The following is a 16,252-nucleotide window of genomic DNA, read 5'->3' as shown; positions in this document are numbered from 1 at the left end:
GTACTCGATCGCTGGTGACGGAAGGGAGGGATGAGCCCATGGCAGACGGCGACGACTTCTATTCCAGGGACCGTCCCGACGAACCGGAGCTGGCGGAGGACCGGCCGCGTGGCGGCGGACCTGACGGCCGGCCGCAACGCGGCCATCACCTGTGGGTCTGGTGGCTGGTAGTGGCGGCGGTTATTCTCATACTTTTCTTCATTTTCATCTGATGGCGGCCCATACAGCTTTATGGGCCGTTCAGGTACCCATGTCATCCTTTGTCGGCGTGTCATCCGGTCCGGGCGTCGGCCTTTTTTGCGTCTCGCAAAAATGGCGGGCGACAGACGCCAACGGCGTAGCGCAATCCCCGCACCGGGAGACAACAACCTGTGAGCATTCTCAACGAGCCTCCGGGGCCGATCGACACCTACCACGGTGAGCTGCCGGTGAGGCGCAGACAGCCCGGGAACGTCGTGGTGAAGTGGCTGACGACCACCGACCACAAGACGATCGGCACGCTGTACCTGGGGACGTCGTTCGGCTTCTTCCTGCTCGGCGGGGTGATGGCCCTCGTCATGCGCGCCGAACTGGCGCGACCGGGCCTGCAGATCGTCTCCAAGGAGCAGTTCAACCAGGCGTTCACGATGCACGGCACGATCATGCTGCTGATGTTCGCCACCCCGCTGTTCGCCGGCTTCGCGAACTGGATCATGCCGCTGCAGATCGGCGCGCCCGACGTGGCCTTCCCGCGGCTGAACATGCTCGCCTACTGGCTGTACCTGTTCGGCTCGCTCATCGCGGTCGCCGGCTTCCTCACCCCGCAGGGCGCGGCCGCCTTCGGCTGGTTCGCCTACGCCCCGCTGCACAACGGCATGTACACGCCCGGGATCGGCGGCGACCTGTGGTTCATGGGGCTCGCCTTCTCCGGCTTCGGCACCATCCTCGGCTCGGTCAACTTCATCACCACGATCATCTGCATGCGTGCCCCGGGCATGACCATGTTCCGCATGCCGATCTTCACCTGGAACGTGCTGCTGACCGGTGTGCTGGTCCTCTTCGCCTTCCCGGTCCTCGCGGCCGCCCTGCTGGCCGCGGAGGCGGACCGCCACTTCGGCTCCCATGTCTTCGACTCCGCCAACGGCGGCGCCCTGCTGTGGCAGCATCTGTTCTGGTTCTTCGGCCACCCGGAGGTGTACATCATCGCGCTGCCGTTCTTCGGCATCATCAGCGAGGTGATCCCGGTGTTCTCCCGCAAGCCGATGTTCGGCTACATGGGTCTGGTCGCGGCCACGAACGCCATCGCCGGGCTCTCCATCACCGTATGGGCCCATCACATGTTCGTCACCGGCGGTGTGCTGCTGCCGTTCTTCTCCTTCATGTCCTTCCTGATCGCGGTGCCGACCGGGGTGAAGTTCTTCAACTGGATCGGCACCATGTGGAAGGGCTCGGTGTCCTTCGAGACACCGATGCTCTGGGCGGCGGGATTCCTCGTCACCTTTCTCTTCGGCGGTCTGACCGGTGTCATCCTGGCGTCGCCGCCGATGGACTTCCACGTCTCCGACTCGTACTTCGTGGTGGCCCACTTCCACTACGTGGTGTTCGGTACGGTCGTCTTCGCGATGTTCGCCGGCTTCCATTTCTGGTGGCCGAAGTGGACCGGCAAGATGCTCGACGAACGCCTCGGCAAAATGACCTTCTGGACGCTGTTCATCGGCTTCCACACCACCTTCCTCGTCCAGCACTGGCTGGGCGCCGAGGGCATGCCCCGCCGGTACGCCGACTATCTGGCGGCCGACGGCTTCACCGCGCTGAACACGGTCTCGTCGATCGGATCCTTCCTCCTCGGACTGTCGATGCTGCCGTTCCTCTACAACGTGTGGAAGACGGCCAGGTACGGCCGGCCGGCCGACGTGGACGACCCGTGGGGCTACGGCCGCTCGCTGGAGTGGGCGACCTCCTGCCCGCCGCCGCGGCACAACTTCGTGACGCTGCCCCGGATCCGCAGCGAGTCCCCCTCGTTCGACCTGCACCATCCCGACATCGCGACGGCCGAGGCCGAAGCCCACGGTGTGTACCAGTGAACGGGCGGGGACGACGGTGAGCGAACTGGCGAGACAGGGAAGCGACGGCACGTTCGCCAACGAGGTGGAGGGTTATCTCCTCTGGCAGGCCAGGATCGCCGAGGCCAGGCAGCGCGCGCACGAGTTCGTCCGGCCGATGGAGTGGCTGACCACCGCGCAGCGCACGGAGATCGAGCAGCACTACGTCACCGACAACCTGCGCCGCGCCAAGAACGACCTCGAACGGGTCGCGGCCCGGTGCAGGTCGCTGCGGGCCGAGTACGAGCACCGCTATCGGACCCTGCGCAGACGCTGCGTGGGCTCGGCGCTGGCCGCCTGCGCGGCCTTCACCCTGCTGGTCACCCTGTGGATGCTCCTCTTTTAGTGGTGTGCCGGCCGACCGGCCGTCGGCCGAGCGCCTGCGGCCCGGACTCGGTCGGATCGCACGGCCGTCCGGCGCGCGCCGCCACCGGCCTGCGGCACGACCTGGGCCGGCCGCACTCCCCGCCCGCCGGCCACCCCTGCCGTGCCGCGCGGCGCGGTGGGGTCCGGCATGATCACCGCCGCCGCTGGTGTGTCCCGGCGTGGGCCGTCCCGCATTGCCCGTAATGTCCGGGTGGCTGTGGTTCCGTGAGGTGTGACAGGAGCGACCGTATGGGCGACAGGGTGATCCAGCGCCATGTCTTCGGCACCGTCTTCGCCGTGGAGTCGGCGGTCGCCGCACTGGTCTTCCTGGTGGTGCTCGCCCTGGTGGCCTACGCGGTCGTCCGACGGCGCGCCGGACGGCACAGCGCCGTCTCAAGGAGATCCGATCGGCCCGTCCTCGAAAAGTACTACGTCGGTGTCCTGACCGCCTTCGCCGCCTTCCTGATCGCCTGGACCGCCTGGCACAACCACCAGGAGCACCGGCCGCCGGACCGCACCCCCGTACGCGTCGATGTCCAGGGCTTCCAGTGGTGCTGGAAGTTCAGCCATCCCGAGTCGCCGGCCAAGCGCAGCGTGACCGGCACCTGCCGGGGCAAGGACCTGCCCACGCTTGTCGTGCCCACCAGCCGGCCGGTGCAACTGCGCCTGTCCGCCAAGGACGTCATCCACTCGCTGTGGATCCCGGACCTGCGCTACAAGATGGACACCTTCCCCGACCATGTGAACACCTTCACCCTCACCCTCGATCACGAGGGCCGCTGGCGGGGCCGGTGCGCCGAGTTCTGCGGCGAGCGCCACTACAGCATGGACTTCTGGATCCAGGCCGTCTCGCCGAAGGACTACGACCGGTATCTGCACGGCCAGCCGATCGCCACCCCGGCAGGGGCCGCCGTATGACGATCGCCCCTGCCGCGGCCGGCACCGAGGACACGGGTGGCCGGCCGGTCGCACCGGGCGGCTGGCTCGGCTGGGTCACCTCCACCGACCACAAGCGCATCGGGCTGCTGACCGTCGGCACCTGCCTGGTCATGTTCCTGCTCATGGGCGTCCTCGCCCTGCTGATGCGCAGCCAGCTCGCCCTGCCCGACCAGGACATCGTGGACCCGGACACCTTCGACCAGCTGTTCACCGTCCATGGCTCCGGCATGATCTACATGGTGTTCACCCCGTTCGCGCTCGGGATGGGCATCTACCTCGTGCCGCTGCAGATCGGCGCACCCGGCATCGCCGCACCCCGGCTCACCCTGCTGGGCTACTGGCTGTTCGCGCTCGGCGCCGTCCTCATGCTCTCCGGGTTCGGCACCTCAGGCGGCGCCCATGCGAGCGGCTGGTTCTCCTACCCGCCGCTCGCCGACAAGGAGCACTCGCCCAGCATCGGATCCGACCTGTGGATCGCGGGTGTCGTCCTGTCCACCACCGGCGTCATCGTCATGGCCTGGGCGGTGCTGTGGACGGTGCTGCGCCGACGCGCCCGCGGCATGACCATGCTCCGCCTGCCCGTCTTCTGCTGGTCGATGATCGCCAGCTGCCTCATGGTGATCGGCGCCTTCCCCGCCCTGCTCGCGGCGCTCGCGCTGCTCGCCGTGGGCCGCGCGGACGCCTCCGTCTTCGCCTCGAACACCTGGAACATCGGCTATCAGCATCTGTTCTGGTTCTACGGCCACCCCGTCGTGTACGTGATGTTCTTCCCGTACCTGGCGGCCGCCTCGGAGGTGCTGGCCGTCTTCTCCGGCCGGCGCGTCTTCGGCTACCGGGGGACCGCGCTGTCGCTGCTGGTCTTCGCCGCCCTGTCGATGAGTGTGTGGGGCCACCACATGTTCGCCACCGGACAGGCCACGAACGACTACTACTCGCTGACGTCCATCGCCCTGCTCGTCCCCGCGGGCGTGGAGTACTTCTCCATGATCGGCACCATCCTCGGCGGCCGGCTGCGCTTCACCACCCCGATGCTGTTCGCCCTGGCCTTCATCCCGCAGTTCCTGATCGGCGGCCTGACCGGCATCATGATCGGCACGCCGGTGATCGACTACCACGTCACCGACAGCTACTTCATCGTGGCCCATCTGCACTACGTGCTGTTCGCCGGCAGCGCCTTCGGCCTGTTCGCCGCCGTGTACTACTGGTTCCCGAAGGTGACCGGCGCGATGCTGAGCGAACGCCTCGGCCGGCTGCACTTCTGGCTGCTGGTGCTCGGCACCAACGTGACCTTCCTGCCCATGTTCGCGCTCGGCTACTTCGGCATGCCGCGTCGGGTGGCGACCTACGCCGACTTCGACGGCTTCACCTGGCTCAACCTGCTCGCCAGCAGCGGGGCGGGCATCCTCGCCATCGGCGTCAGCGTGTTCGCGGTGAACGTGCTGTGGACGCTGCGCACGATCACCCTGGGCCGGGCGCGGAAGGCCGGCGACGACCCGTGGCGGGCACACACCCTGGAGTGGGCCACCACCTCGCCCCCGCCCCGGCTCAACTTCGGCGCCGACCGGCCGCTGCCGCCCGTCTCCAGCTTCGCCCCGCTCCTCGATCTGCGAGAGCGGCGGGCGGACCGGACAGCGCCGGCACCGGGCGGGCGGGAGGCGAGCGGACCGTGAAACGGCAGCTGCCGTATGCGGTGGTGGCCGGCTGGGGAGCGCTCAACGGCATCCTGCTGGCGGTCCTCGGCGTCTACGGGGAGAGTTCACTGGTGTTCTGGCTCTACGGCAGCGTCGTCGCCCTGCTGGAACTGGCCGCGCTGGCCGTGCTCGCCGCCACCCGCTCCGGACCCGATCAGCAGGTGCGCTACCGCGTGCCGGACCGGGGCGCCGCCGCGGTCCCGGTGGTCGCGGTCGGCTGTGCGCTCGTGGCCCTGACCTTCGTCTACGGCGCGTGGCTGCTGACCCTCGCGGTGCCGCTGTTCGCAGTGGCGCTCGCGCTGGCCGTACACGCGGCCACCACCCCCGACGTATGATCCGACGCCCGTGGGACGGCGGGACCTCGTCAGTCCCCGCCGCCGTCTTCGGCCTCGCCCGGTGCGGCGCGGGCCACCTCGACGCGCCGCCGCTGGACCTCGGTGGCCGGCAGCACCACCCGCCTGCCGAAGAACCACCGGCTGAGCGCATTGCGGATGCGGTGCCTGCGGAACCACCGCCACACCTCCGTCCCGTGCGCGCGGGGCCGCGGCTCGTCCCGCACGAGGATGCGGTACGCGTCCTGCTGGGACAGCGGGCCGCGCGCCGCCTCGTAGCCGCCGGGGGTGCGCCGCACCTCGGGCGCCACCCGGCCGTCCAGCAGCCGCCGCCGGTCGGCCGCCTGCAGTCCGAGACAGGCCCGCTTGGTGAGGTGGTAGGCCGCGAACGGCAGCAGGAACAGCAGCGTGCGCAGGCCATAGGTCAGCAACTCGAACGGCACGTGGAACACGTACGACAGGACGTCCTGGCCGCCCGCCATGAGCAGCACGGCGTAGCCGGACAGCGCCGCGACGCCCAAGGCGGTGCGCGTGGGCTGGTCGCGCGGCCGGTCGCACAGGTGCTGCTCCGGGGCGGGCCCCGTGATCCACCGTTCGAAGAAGGGGTAGGCGTACAGAACGACGAACAGGGCCGTGGGCAGGACCACGCCGGGCAGGAACACGTCCCACACGAAGGTGTGACCGGCGATGTCCCTCTCCGCGGCCGGCATCAGCCGCAGCGCGCCCTCCAGAAAGCCCACGTACCAGTCCGGCTGCGCGTCCAGGGAGACGTGGTCGACGCGGTAGGGGCCGAACGACCACACCGGGTTGATCTGCATCAGCGCACTCATCAGGGCCAGCACGCCCGTCAGGACGAAGAACAGGCCGATCGACTTCGCCGTGTACTGGGGGACCAGGGGCTTGCCGACCACGTTGTGGTTGCTGTGGCCGGGCTTCGCCCACTGGGTGTGCTTGTGGTAGACGACGAAGCCCAGGTGGACGCCCACCAGGGCGAGCAGCAGACCGGGCAGCAGCAGGATGTGGAACACATACATGCGCGGGATGATCTCGTGGCCGGGGAACTGACCGCCGAAGACGAAGAACTGCAGATACGTGCCGACCACCGGGATCGACAGCATGATGCCCTGGGCCGTGCGCAAACCGGTGCCGGACAGCAGGTCGTCGGGGAGCGAGTAGCCGCAGAACCCCTCCAGCAGGGCCAGCCCGAACAGCGTCACACCGATGGTCCAGTTGCCCTCCCTCGGCCGCCGGAACGCGCCCGTGAAGAAGATCCGCAGCAGGTGGACCCCGATCGCCGCGACGAAGACCAGCGCCGCCCAGTGGTGGATCTGCCGCAGCAGCAGGCCGCCGCGGATGTCGAAGCTGATGTGCAGCACCGACGCGTACGCCTGGGACGTGCGCACCCCGTGCAACGGCGCGTAGGAACCGGTGTAGGTCTGCTCCGCCATGCCAGGGTGGAAGAAGAAGCTCAGGAACACGCCGGTGAGCACCAGGACGAGCAGGCTGTACAGCGCGATCTCGCCCAGCAGGAACGACCAGTGATCCGGAAACGCCTTGCGCAGGAACCGCCGTCCCGCCGTGCTGAGCGGCAGCCGCTTGTCCAGCGCGGCGGCCAGGCGTTCGCCGCGGGACGGCGGCGACCAGACGCGTTCGTAGAAGTCCGACACGCCGTTCCCGCCTTTCCGCCGCCGCGGTGGGTCCTGCCTTTCGTGCTCGATCAAGAGCCTCGCAGCGCGGCCCGGACCGTGCACGCCAGGGACCGCGTTGGGGGGACGTCTCACCGGCGCCAAGCGCATCGCGCGGCCGTCGTGCACCGGGCACGGGACGCCCTGGCGGGCCGCCCGTGAGGCCGCGGGGCGGGGCTCACAGCTCCCGGCTGGGCCAGCCCAGGAGCCTTGCGCCGATGACGGCGGTCTGCAGCGTGTACCGGTGCATCGGGTCGGCCGGGTCGCTTCCCGTCAACTGGTGGATGCGGTCCAGCCGGTAGGTGACGGCACGGACGCTCAGCGACAGCCGCCGCGCCGCCTCGGCCGCGGTGCACCCCGAATCGAAGTACGCCTCCAGCGTCAGCAGCAGCGGCTCGGCACCGCCACGGGCGCTCCGCAGCGGCCCCAGCGCACTGAGCACCAGGTCGGCCATCGCCTGCCGGTCACGGGTGAGGACCGGGTACACCAGCAGATCGGCCGCCCGCACCACCGGCTCTTGAAGCCCCAGCCGCCGGGCGAGATCAAGGGTGTTCAGCGCCTCGTCGTAGGAGTGCACCACACCGCCCGCGCCGGGCTGCGCACGCCCGATGGCCACCCGGCTGCCGTCCGTCGCCGCGTGGGCCTGTCGGGCGAAGTAGGCGAGAACGTCGTCCTGGTCACCGGGCGCGATGCAGATCAACTGCCCGTTCTTCGTGGCGAGCAGGATGCGCCGGTCGCCGAACCGGGCGATCAGGGCGGCCTCGATCCGTCGGGTGACGGGGGCGGTGTCGTCGTAGGCATGGGGCCCTTCGGCCACCGCGACCGCGTGCGCGCGGGACAGGAGCAGACCGAAGCGTTCGGCCCGTTCGGCGAGCCGTCCCAGGTCGCTGCGCCCGTACAGCAGGTCGTCGATGAACTCCCGGCGTGCCGCCTCCTCCTGACGGACGGCCATGCGCTGCGCCCGCTCGTATCCCTCGGCGAAGGCGTCCACGGCCTGTTCCACCGCGGCCAGCACCCGGCCGGCCCCGGCCGCCGCGGCGGTCTCGGGCCAGCAGGTCCGGGTGGCCGCCAGGTGCGCACGCACCAGGGTCCGCAGGCTGTGACCGGCGTCGGCGGCCTGCTCGCCGAGAGCGCGCCGCTCGTCCAGTTCCGCGCGGGTGAGCCTGCGTCCGGTCGCGGAGACGTCGGCCAGTATGCGGGCGTACCCGCGCAGGTATGCGGCCGCCTCCGACTGCGCCACCCTCGTCCTCCCGCTGTGTCCGCCACCCTGTTGACGCGTTCTTGACGGCGTCAGGCCCAGGGGAGGGTATTCAACGCTGCCGGGTATCGGCAACGCGGTCCCGCCACCGGGTGGTGGCACCGCGTCCCGGTCTCCTCTCCCACCTCGAAGATTTTTGCCCAAGGCGAGGGAAGTGGCGGGCCCTGAAAGGCCGTTGCCGGGTTCCGGCAACGCCCGGCACGCGAAGGTGTCCGGTCCCGGGCGCGGCGGCCGTCCCGCCGCGGTGGCAGCATGGGCGGTCGCTGACGGACCGGGAGAACGCGGAGGAGTGACAGCTGTGCGCCGAAGGCATCGGCCTTCCGCCATCCAGCCCCACGTCATGGTGCATCTGCGCACCGCCGTATGGGGACCCGCCGAGTTCGTCGGGCTGCCGCCCCGGTGGCTGGTGGGGGAGGGGCTGCTCGTCGGAGTCCTGGGCGCCGTGGCCATCGTCGGCACCACGCTGTGCGGCGCCTGGACGGGCAGCCCCCCGCTCGCGGCCGGCGAGGCGGGCCTGGTGTGCGCCGCGGCCCTCGTCCTCTACCTGGTCGTCATGGGAGCCGGCCGGGCCCTCGTCGGTATCGCGGCGGTGCTCGGCGTATGCCTCGCCCTCCAGGCTCCGCAGGCCGCCGCGCAGGTGGTGCTCGCGAAGCGGGGGCGGGTGCAGACCGCGGTGGTGACCTCGGTCGAGGACGGCCGGGCGGCCGGCGAGCACCGCCGCTACCTGTGCACGGTGGCGGACACCCGCGGCGTACCGTTCACGGTCCGCGTCTGGCCCGGCTGCGGGCGGACGACCAGGCCCGGAGACACCCTGTCCGTCGTCTACGACCCGAAGGGGCGGGTGCCACCGCGCGCCGTGCGGGCGATGGGCGGCACGCCGGACCCGCTGCGCGACCTGGCCCCGTGGAGCGCGGCGCTCGTGGCCGTGAGCCTGCTCGCCGTCGTCCGCTCCTACCGGCTCTCCGGCCCCGCCGAGGCGGTCTCGCGGCCTTCGCCGGCCGGGCAGCGGGGCGACCCGAGGCGGTGAGGGCCCGGGCGCCGTCGTGCCACCGGGCACGGCTCAGGTGCGGTGCGCCGCGGTGGCCGCAGGCAGGGCCAGGGCGAGGACCTGAATGACGACGACGGCGGTGATCAGCACAGGGATCGAGTAGCCGTACAGGCCGCCGGTCAGCGCGCCGCCCGCGAGGCTCGCGGCGCCGACGACACCGGCGAAGACGCCGTAGGCGGTCGCGCGCCGGCCGGAGGGGACCAGGTCCGCCACCGTCGCCCGCAGGGTGGACTCCTGGATGCCCATGGCCGCGCCCCACGCCATAGGCCGCCCACAACACCCCCGCCACGCCTCTGCCCCGGCACCGGTCGCCGGCTTCATGCCCACCGCGAGCGCGGCGACCGCTTCCGTACGCCGTCGATCGCCGGGGATCACCGGGGCGGGGTGTGAACCCCTGGGTCGGGACGCCCGGGGGGCGAGGGGGAGTCGACGGCGCGGGCGTCTCCGCTTCCGTCCGCCTGGCTGCGTTCCCTGCGCAGGACGTCGAGGACCACGGAGCCGTCCACGGTCTCGTGCGTGACCAACTGTTCGGCCAGACGGTCAAGGGCGGGCCGGTGGCCGCGCAGCAGTGTGATCGCGCGCTGTTCGGCCTGGCGCAGGAGGCGGGCGACCTCCTCGTCGACGACGCGCTGGGTCTGCTCCGAGTACGGCGGCCGGCCCGGCTCGTCGGTGGTGTCACCGAGATAGCGCTGACGGGAGGAGGCGTAGCCGATCGGGCCGAGTTCGGGGGAGAGGCCGAACTCGCGCACCATGCGGGTGGCGATCTGGGTGGCCCCGGCCAGGTCGTTGGCGGCTCCCGTCGACCCCTCGCCGAAGGCCACGAGTTCGGCCGCGCGCCCGCCCAGACGCACCGCGAGCAGGTCGGTCAGATAGCCCTCGCTGTACAAGTGGCGCTCGGCTTCCGGTAGTTGCTCGGTGACACCGAGGGTGACACCCGCCGGCAGGATGGTGACCTTGGCCACCGGGTCGGCGTGTTCGCACAGGGCCGCGACCAGGGCATGGCCCGACTCGTGGACGGCCACCGAGCGGCGCTCCTCGGGCAGCAGGGCGTTGGAGGACTCCCGGCGCCCCAGCAGCACACGGTCCCGGGCGGCGTCCAGGTCGTGCGGCTCGACCCGGGTGCGATTGTCCCGTACGGCGTTGATGGCGCCCTCGTTGACCAGGTTGGCGAGGTCAGCGCCGGAGAAACCGGGCGTGGCGCGCGCGACGGCGTCCAGGTCGACGTCCGGAGCCAGGGTCTTGCCACGGGCGTGCACGGCCAGGATCGCGGCCCGCTCCGACTGGTTGGGCAGCGGCACGGTGACCTGCCGGTCGAAGCGCCCGGGGCGCAGCAGGGCCGGGTCGAGGGCGTCGGGCCGGTTGGTGGCCGCGAGGACCACGATGCCGCTGGCCTCGTCGAAGCCGTCCATCTCGGACAGCAACTGGTTGAGGGTCTGCTCGCGCTCGTCGTTGCCGCCCATCCTCGCCCCGTCGGCGCGTCGCGATCCGAGCGCGTCGATCTCGTCGATGAAGATGATCGACGGGGCACGTTTGCGGGCGTCGCCGAACAGGTCACGCACCCGGGAGGCACCGACCCCGACGAACATCTCCACGAACGCGGAGCCGGTCACCGACAGGAACGGCACGTTCGCCTCGCCGGCGACCGCCCGCGCGAAGAGCGTCTTACCGGTACCGGGCGGCCCCACCATGATCACGCCACGGGGTCCCTTCGCGCCCGCGGCACTGTAGCGGGTGGGGTTGCGCAGGAAGTCGACGATCTCGCTGATCTCCTGCTTGACCCCGTCGTACCCGGCGATGTCGCCGAAACCGGTGGTGGGCCGTTCCGCCTCGATGATCTTCGCGCGTGAGCGTCCGATGGCGCTGAGTCCCCCGGTCACCGACCCCGCGGCCCGCCGCCCCATCCACACGAAGAAGCCGATCAGCAGCACGAACGGCAGGAACGAGAAGAGCACGGACCACCACGACGAGCCGCCGCCCCGGCTCTGGCTTGCGGTGATCTTGACGTGATGGGACGTCAGCTGCTGCTGGAGCTGGGATCCGGTGCCCAGCGCGGTGGGGATCTGGGTGGTGAACTTCGTGCCGTCCTTCAGTGTGCCGGTGACGGCGCCCTTGTCGTTCACGTCGACCATCTGCACCTGGCTGGCGCCGACCTTGCCGACGAAGTCGCTGTAGGACAGTGCCGTCGTGTGCGGCCCGGACCGGGCGTGGGAGAGCAGCAGGACGAGGGCCAGCGTCATCAGGACCCACCAGAGGATCCACCGTCCGCCGGCCGGTCGCGGTTGCCGCGACGGAGGTTTGGGCGGTTCATGCGGCGGACCTGGCCTGGCGGGCGGCGTCAGGTGCCGGTGGGGGAACCGCACTCGTGTGATCACCGAACCCACGCTCTCTGGTTGCCACTGACCTGTTCCTCGACGTCCCGGCCGTGCCCGGCGGGCGGCGTTGCCGGACGTTCATCTTTCCGTTGGTGAAATGCCTCATCCAGGATCTGTACGTGTCGCACGGGCACGGACAGACTCGACGCACACCCCCACCAACAGGAGAGCAACACCGATGAACGGTTTCCTCATGAGTGTGCTCGGCAAGGCCGTCATGGCCGTTGTCGAGGCGATCGTCGTGCGCCTGGCACTGGACCTCTGGGCGACATACACGCGCTCGCGCGGCACGGCGGTCGTGCCCCAGGCGGCGTGACGCGTCGGCGCCGGACCCTTGAGGCGCCGACGCTTGTCGTTGTCCGACTAGCCTTGACGCTCCGTGGCCTCACCCCTTCTCCTGCCGCGCAGGACTGCGGTGGCGCCTCCGATGGCCAGGGCCACGGGCCATTCGAGGGCGCCCGCCACCGCGAGCGCGCCCAGGCCGCCGTAGAAGACGAGATCCCTGGTCGGCACCTTTGAGGTCATGGCCTGTGTGTTGGCCACCACATCCCCCGGTGTGAGGTAGGGGATGCGGACCGGCGCGTGCACATCCAGACGGTGCATGTGCAGTTTCCCGTCCGTGGCGGTGGTCTGCTGTGCCGTCGGCTCGGCGCTCGGACGGGCGCGGGTCGCCGTCGTCTTCCTTGTGGTGGCTGGCATAGCCACCTCCTCGATGGATCCGAGTACGGTTTCGCACCTCCATTGTGGCGCGTTTGCGCCATGTCGACAGCTCTGGCCGGGTGTGCGTGGGCCGCGGGACGCACAGCGCGGGGAGGTCAGCGCTCCGCGACGCGGGCCAGGGCGAGCGTGATGTTGTCGGGGCCGCCGGCGGCGATGGCCGCCTTCCACAGTTCGAAGGCGGCCCGGCCGTCGTCGTACTCCCCCAGCAGATCGTCGAGGACGTCGTTCGGCACGGCGTCGGTCAGGCCGTCGGTGCAGATCAGATATCGGTCGCCGGGGGCCAGCGGGACGGTCGTCACATGCGGGGTGATGCTCTGGTACGTCGGGGCGCCGCCGAGGGCCTGGGTCACGACGGGGGTCGTGCGCTGCCCCGGCGCGAGGGGCGGGTTGTCGTCCACGCTGACCTGGAGCAGTCCGTCCTGGGGCGCGGCGTACACCCGGCTGTCACCCACGTTGAAGGCCAGGAGCGAGTGGGGCAGCAGCACGGCGCCGGCCACGGTCGTGCCCATCGTGGCCGGTCCGCCGCCGTCGCCGCCCGCGGACCCGTACACCTCGCGGTTACAGGTGTGCAGCACCTCGCGGACCCGGTCCTCGTCGTCCAGGGCGGGCCCGGTCGACGCGAGGTGGCGGACGACCAGGCCGCTGGCCACCTCGCCGCCGGGCTGGCCGCCGAGCCCGTCCGCGACGGCGACGACGAGCGGCGTACCGAGCGGGAAGACCAGGGTCTGCGGGGTCTCGGTGACACCGGCGCACAGGGTCCACGGCCCGACGGCCAGACTGTCCTCGTTCCGGTCGCGGACCAGACCCGGATGGCTCAGCGCACTCACAGCGACGTACGTCATCGGACGCCACCGCCTTCCCGTACCGGACCGATGGGTGTGCGACTCGTGACCGCCTGGTCGAGACCATTGTCAAGTGGCCCGCGCGGCGGTGCATCTCGGCCGCGACGGGTGTTCTCGCCCGCGACCGGAACCCTGGATTGCCGCGCCGTCATGGGTGACGCTAAATTTGGTGTCATGACTGCCATCACCCTGCGGATTCCCGACGCGATGGACAAGCCGCTGCGCGACGCCGCGGCCGGAGCCCCGTCGCTCAACGACTACATCCTGCGAGCCGTGCGCCGGCAGATGACGCTCGACGCCGCACGCAAGCTGGCCACCGTCGAGCCCCTGGACCTGGCGGGCGAGGGCGACGCCCTGTGACCATCCGCAAGGGCGACGTCTGGGACGTCGACACCGGCAAGGGGGACCGCACCGTCCTCGTCGTCAGCCTCGACGGACTGGCCGAGGCATACGGCGCTGCCGTCGTGCTGGTGCTGCACGCGCCCGCGCAGCACCCCGACACGGCGATGAGCGTGCACCTGAGCACCCCGGTCGACGCCTCCGCCGTCGCCGTGAACCTCCTCCAGCTGTCCGTCTCCCGCTTCGAGACGGGCACGTATCACGGCACCATCGGCCCGGAGCAGCAGGAGCAGGTCGACAACGCCCTGCGCGCCGTGCTGGACCTGTGACCCCTGCCGGGCGGTGCGGTCGGGTGCCGGTGGGTGGCCGTCGAGCCGGCCGGCGGACCGCACCGCCCGGGCCCCGGGGGCGCTCACACGGTCAGGGGCGCGGGGGTGTCACGGCCGGTGCGGGCTGCCGGCTGCGGGCGGAGCCTGCCCAGGACGCGACGGGGCGGGGACGCGGCCGTTCGGCGCGATGGTCAGGGCGTCGAACTCGGAGGTCGTGTACGAGTCGAGCGCGAGACCGACCTGGCCGTGGTCGTAGGTGCCGTCGGTGACCCGGGCGACCGTGACGCCGTCGATGCCCGCCGTGACCGTCTCTCCCGAGAAGCCGAGCGACAGCCGGTGCCAGGTGTCCGCACCGGGGGAGGGCAGGGTGCCGTCGGCCAGCACACGGGTGGTCTTGTCGGGTGCGATGACTTCGAGTGACCATGCGCCGGAGTCCGACAGCTTCACGTAGTAGCCCTCCCACACGCTGACACGGTCAGGTCCGGACGAGTTGAGCTGGTTCACCACCCGGCCGAGCAGCGACGCCGTGCCGGTGTGCCGGATCAGCGCCTTCGCCGAGACGGTGTAGTCGGTCCACCGGCTGTCCCCGGCCAGGGTGAGCGGGCTCGGCACCCTCGCCCAGTGGATCGGCCGCGTCGTGACGGCCTGCCGCAGGCACCCGCCGGCGCCGCGGCTGCCGGCGGCGGCCCCGGGCGCGGCGGAACAGGGCGCGACCTGGAAGGCGCCTTCCATGTCGGAGAGATAGCGGGGTGTGGCGCCGGTCCGGTAGGTGTCGAAGCCGTCGCGGTAGGGCAATGCCTGCGTCCCTGGGGCGGGTGCCCGCTCGACGGCCCTGCCCTTGCCGCCGGGCAGCGTGGTCAGCGTGGTGACGGTGCCCGGCTCCAAGGTGACGCGGTGACCGCCGGCCCTGTCCGCAGCCACCTCGGCGCCGCGCACGAACCAGTCGGCGGGGTCGGTGGACTCCAGGGTGGTCGACCAGCGGTGCAGTACGCCGCGCGGCAGACCTCCGGTGGGCGTGACGCCGACGGTCTGCGGGGCCGTCGCGCCGGTGGTCTCGAACACCGTCGTGTAGGCCGGTCGCGGTCCCGGGGAGCGCAGCGTCACATAGGTGCCGCCCCCGTCGAGATACCCGCTGGCCGCATCGACATAGCGCCAGCCGGGCCGGGTGAACTGCGCGGTCTGGGCGATGGTCCAGAGCGTGGGGCCCAGTTCGTAGTGGCCGCTCCACGGCTCGTCGGCGCGCAGCAGACCGCTGCCCTGCATCTGCACGGTCGGGTACCAGGCGTACGCGGCGGGCCAGTTGATGAAGGCCGTGATACGGGAGTCGACGTACTCGTGGTTCATCTCGGCGGCGAGCCGGGTGGCGCCGGTGAGGTAGTTGTTCCATCCCGATTCGCTGGCGAACAGCGGCTTGTCCAGGGCGAGGGCGTCCTTGGAACTGGAGCAGTGGAGGACGGAGCACGGGTAGTGGATGCCGACGACGTCGGTCGCCGCGTCGAAGGCGGGGTCGTTCTTCATGTCGGTGGCGACCTGCCAGCCGGCGTTGTCGGCGGCCACCACCTTGACGTCGCCGTGACCGCCGCGGACGAGGGCGTCCTTCAGCTTTCCGTACCAGGCGGCGTCCCAGCCCTTCTCGTTCCAGCCGCCGAGGTAGTCGATGTGCAGGCGGTGCTGCCGGGCGCAGCCGAGCCACCGCATCAGGTAGTCGATGTTGTCCGTGGACCAGAAGCCGCCGTCGAACCAGCCCGGCGCGCCCCATTGAAGGCCGTAGAACCTGATCTGCGGATTGCGTTTCCTGGCCTGCTCCATCAGCCACCACTCGTAGCCCCGGTCGCAGTCGACCCGGGTCGGGGTGCGCATGTGGCTCGGTTCGGCGCCGTTGCTTGAGTTGGTGTCCGAGCCGATCTCCACCTTCAGGATCTGCAGCGAGGCGCCGTAGCCGGGTGTGAAGAGGTAGTCGAGGATCTGGCCGCGCTGCGGCTCGGGGTAGTCGACGAGCAGCCGTGAGGTGCCGCCGCCACCGCTGATGGCGCCGACCCCGTCGAACGTACGGCCGGTGCCGGCGCCGTCCACGGTGATGTGCTGGACGGCCGGCACGTCGGCGTCGGCGTGTGCCGAGGACGGGGCGACGAGGGCCAGGCAGCACACCAGCAGGGCGCACACGGCCCGGCCTGCGCGTCCGGGGAGCAGTCGTCGGCCGACCGGCCGCCTTCCGGTTGTGGGCATGGGATTCCCCTCATGTCGCGGACG

Annotated in this window: 17 protein-coding genes; 10 read left to right on the top strand and 7 right to left on the bottom strand. The window is 70.9% G+C overall.

Translation table 11 applies throughout. From position 1 onward, the window contains the following. The first annotated feature begins 38 nt into the window (after positions 1–38). The 6 genes from AC27LF_RS10910 (at position 39) to AC27LF_RS10885 (ending at position 5,412) form a co-directional block, all read left to right on the top strand. Positions 39–212, top strand: coding sequence for a hypothetical protein (locus AC27LF_RS10910; RefSeq protein ID WP_479662788.1), 174 nt, complete (start codon positions 39–41; stop codon positions 210–212). Between the two features lie 159 nt (positions 213–371). After that, a complete protein-coding gene (gene ctaD, locus AC27LF_RS10905) occupies positions 372–2,063 on the top strand; it encodes an aa3-type cytochrome oxidase subunit I (RefSeq protein WP_479662787.1) in 1,692 nt (563 codons plus the stop codon). 16 nt (positions 2,064–2,079) lie between these two features. Then, a complete protein-coding gene (locus AC27LF_RS10900) occupies positions 2,080–2,427 on the top strand; it encodes a cytochrome C oxidase subunit I (protein WP_479662786.1) in 348 nt (115 codons plus the stop codon). 269 nt (positions 2,428–2,696) lie between these two features. Next, a complete protein-coding gene (locus AC27LF_RS10895; RefSeq protein WP_479662785.1) occupies positions 2,697–3,365 on the top strand; it encodes a cytochrome c oxidase subunit II in 669 nt (222 codons plus the stop codon). Further along, the gene (locus tag AC27LF_RS10890) at positions 3,362–5,056 is read left to right on the top strand and encodes a cytochrome c oxidase subunit I (RefSeq protein WP_479662784.1); all 1,695 of its coding nucleotides are present in this window, start codon (positions 3,362–3,364) and stop codon (positions 5,054–5,056) included. Before AC27LF_RS10895 ends, AC27LF_RS10890 begins: the two co-directional genes overlap by 4 nt. Next, a complete protein-coding gene (locus AC27LF_RS10885) occupies positions 5,053–5,412 on the top strand; it encodes a hypothetical protein (RefSeq protein WP_479662783.1) in 360 nt (119 codons plus the stop codon). Before AC27LF_RS10890 ends, AC27LF_RS10885 begins: the two co-directional genes overlap by 4 nt. A 29-nt stretch (positions 5,413–5,441) precedes the next feature. Here AC27LF_RS10885 and qcrB read toward each other — a convergent pair whose 3' ends face one another. Continuing rightward, complete coding sequence (gene qcrB, locus AC27LF_RS10880; RefSeq protein WP_479662782.1) at positions 5,442–7,076, bottom strand: cytochrome bc1 complex cytochrome b subunit; 1,635 nt, start codon at positions 7,074–7,076, stop codon at positions 5,442–5,444. A 196-nt stretch (positions 7,077–7,272) separates the two neighbouring features. Beyond that, a complete protein-coding gene (locus AC27LF_RS10875; protein WP_479662781.1) occupies positions 7,273–8,334 on the bottom strand; it encodes a PucR family transcriptional regulator in 1,062 nt (353 codons plus the stop codon). Positions 8,335–8,692: 358 nt separating this feature from the next. On the opposite strand from AC27LF_RS10875, the gene AC27LF_RS10870 reads away from it, so the two are divergent. After that, positions 8,693–9,379 (top strand): hypothetical protein, encoded by a 687-nt coding sequence (locus AC27LF_RS10870; protein WP_479662780.1) that lies wholly within the window; start codon positions 8,693–8,695, stop codon positions 9,377–9,379. A gap of 33 nt (positions 9,380–9,412) precedes the next feature. On the opposite strand, the gene AC27LF_RS10865 is transcribed toward AC27LF_RS10870, so the two are convergent. Continuing rightward, complete coding sequence (locus AC27LF_RS10865) at positions 9,413–9,646, bottom strand: hypothetical protein (RefSeq protein WP_487227792.1); 234 nt, start codon at positions 9,644–9,646, stop codon at positions 9,413–9,415. 125 nt (positions 9,647–9,771) lie between these two features. Beyond that, complete coding sequence (ftsH, locus tag AC27LF_RS10860; RefSeq protein WP_479662802.1) at positions 9,772–11,760, bottom strand: ATP-dependent zinc metalloprotease FtsH; 1,989 nt, start codon at positions 11,758–11,760, stop codon at positions 9,772–9,774. Between the two features lie 190 nt (positions 11,761–11,950). On the opposite strand from ftsH, the gene AC27LF_RS10855 reads away from it, so the two are divergent. Next, on the top strand, positions 11,951–12,088 hold the full coding sequence (locus AC27LF_RS10855; RefSeq protein WP_479662778.1) for a hypothetical protein: 138 nt from the start codon (positions 11,951–11,953) through the stop codon (positions 12,086–12,088). A gap of 47 nt (positions 12,089–12,135) precedes the next feature. Here AC27LF_RS10855 and AC27LF_RS10850 read toward each other — a convergent pair whose 3' ends face one another. Both AC27LF_RS10850 and AC27LF_RS10845 read right to left on the bottom strand, forming a co-directional pair. Beyond that, positions 12,136–12,471 (bottom strand): hypothetical protein, encoded by a 336-nt coding sequence (locus AC27LF_RS10850; RefSeq protein ID WP_479662777.1) that lies wholly within the window; start codon positions 12,469–12,471, stop codon positions 12,136–12,138. Positions 12,472–12,587: 116 nt separating this feature from the next. Then, positions 12,588–13,334, bottom strand: a complete 747-nt coding sequence (locus AC27LF_RS10845) for a PP2C family protein-serine/threonine phosphatase (protein ID WP_479662776.1) — start codon at positions 13,332–13,334, stop codon at positions 12,588–12,590. 174 nt (positions 13,335–13,508) lie between these two features. Between AC27LF_RS10845 and AC27LF_RS10840 the strand changes: the two genes are divergently transcribed. After that, positions 13,509–13,694: a hypothetical protein gene (locus AC27LF_RS10840; RefSeq protein WP_479662775.1), complete on the top strand. Its 186-nt coding sequence runs from the start codon at positions 13,509–13,511 to the stop codon at positions 13,692–13,694. After that, on the top strand, positions 13,691–14,002 hold the full coding sequence (locus tag AC27LF_RS10835) for a type II toxin-antitoxin system PemK/MazF family toxin (RefSeq protein WP_479662774.1): 312 nt from the start codon (positions 13,691–13,693) through the stop codon (positions 14,000–14,002). The genes AC27LF_RS10840 and AC27LF_RS10835 overlap by 4 nt, the downstream gene beginning before the upstream one ends. A gap of 108 nt (positions 14,003–14,110) precedes the next feature. Here AC27LF_RS10835 and AC27LF_RS10830 read toward each other — a convergent pair whose 3' ends face one another. Then, positions 14,111–16,228 carry a glycoside hydrolase family 30 protein gene (locus tag AC27LF_RS10830; RefSeq protein WP_479662773.1) on the bottom strand — a complete coding sequence of 706 codons (2,118 nt, stop codon included), beginning with the start codon at positions 16,226–16,228 and terminating at the stop codon, positions 14,111–14,113. Positions 16,229–16,252: the final 24 nt, after the last annotated feature.

The sequence above is a fragment of the Streptomyces diversicolor genome (assembly GCF_057537855.1).
Note: the sequence above shows the minus strand (reverse complement) of the source record. Positions and strands in the feature narration are given on the sequence as shown.